The 327-nt window shown below is 57.2% G+C and carries 1 protein-coding gene; it reads left to right on the forward strand.

Going from position 1 to position 327, the window contains the following annotated elements:
- Positions 1 to 187: IS66 family insertion sequence element accessory protein TnpB (gene tnpB / locus QCE79_RS34940; protein WP_309852518.1), on the forward strand; the 187-nt coding region annotated here is incomplete at its 5' end.
- Between the last annotated feature and the right edge of the window lie 140 nt (positions 188 to 327).

A 327-nucleotide genomic window follows, 5' to 3' on the forward strand; every position in this document is an offset into this window, starting at 1 on the left:
CGATCCATTCGCGCGTGCGGTTTATGTGTTCAGCAATCAGCGGCGCGACCGCATCAAGATGCTGCTGTGGGACCGTAACGGCTTCTGGCTTCTCATGAACCAACTGGCTTCATACTACAACTCCTTTTCTTGGATCAGAGGGTCTTGGATACTGCGCTCTCTCTCGCCGCTGCCGCGCGGTCAGTGAGTCGATCCCATCTGCTGCTGTGCTTCACAGGCGGGTGGGAAGTAAGCGCCCGGCAAAGTCACGGGTGCGCTTAATCAGGAGGCGGCTGGTACCCAATTATGCGGAAGCAATTCAGTGATCTTATCGGCCCTCTGCGTCGG

Origin of the sequence: Caballeronia sp. LZ003, assembly GCF_031451465.1 — a bacterium.
Lineage (GTDB): Bacteria > Pseudomonadota > Gammaproteobacteria > Burkholderiales > Burkholderiaceae > Caballeronia.